The 1,020-nt window shown below is 68.7% G+C and carries 1 pseudogene; it reads right to left on the bottom strand.

Annotated features, from left to right (window positions below):
- A pseudogene (locus tag ACFY1E_RS47935) lies at positions 1 to 1,020 on the bottom strand (alpha-1,4-glucan--maltose-1-phosphate maltosyltransferase); the annotation flags it as partial.

Genomic DNA, 1,020 nt, shown 5'->3' on the forward strand with positions numbered 1-1,020 from the left:
CGTAGCTGGTATTTCTCCGAGTCGAGGTATTCCTCGCTGCCCTCGCGCAGGGGGGTGTTCTCGCACAGTTCGTAGCCGGAGTAGATGCCCCAGGTGGGGGAGAGGGTGGCGGCCAGGACGGCGCGCAGTTCGAAGGCGGGGCGGCCGCCGTGCTGGAGGAAGGCGTGGAGGATGTCGGGGGTGTTGACGAAGAAGTTGGGGCGCATGTAGGCGGCCGCCTCGCCGGAGAGTTCGGTGAGGTAGTCGGTGAGTTCCTCTTTGGTGGTGCGCCAGGTGTAGTAGGTGTAGGACTGCTGGAAGCCGATCTGGGCCAGGGTGTGCATCATGGCGGGGCGGGTGAAGGCCTCGGCCAGGAAGATCACGTCGGGGTCGGCGGCGTTGATCTCCGCGATGACCTTCTCCCAGAAGAGGACCGGTTTGGTGTGGGGGTTGTCGACGCGGAAGATCCGCACGCCCAGGCCCATCCACAGCCGGAGCACCCGCAGGGTCTCGGTGATCAGGCCGTCCAGGTCGGCGTCGAAGGCGATGGGGTAGATGTCCTGGTACTTCTTGGGCGGGTTCTCGGCGTAGGCGATGGTGCCGTCGGGGCGGTGGTGGAACCACTCGGGGTGTTTTTGCACCCAGGGGTGGTCGGGGGAGCACTGCAGGGCGAAGTCCAGGGCGATCTCCAGGCCGTGGCCGCGTGCCTCCTGCACGAACCAGGCGAAGTCGTCGATCGTCCCGAGCCGGGGGTGCACCGCGTCGTGGCCGCCTTCGGGGGAGCCGATGGCCCAGGGCACGCCGACGTCGTCGGGGCCGGCGGAGAGGGTGTTGTTGCGGCCCTTGCGGAAGGTGGTGCCGATGGGGTGGATGGGCGGGAGGTAGACGACGTCGAAGCCCATCGCGGCGATCGCCGGCAGGCGGCGGGCGGCGGTGCGGAAGGTGCCGTGCGGCTGGTCCTCGGTGCCCTCGGAGCGGGGGAAGAACTCGTACCAGGCGCCGTACAGGGCGCGCTCGCGTTCCACCAGCAGCGGCAGGGTC

It is taken from the genome of Streptomyces sp. NPDC001604, assembly GCF_042893475.1.
Taxonomy (GTDB): domain Bacteria; phylum Actinomycetota; class Actinomycetes; order Streptomycetales; family Streptomycetaceae; genus Streptomyces.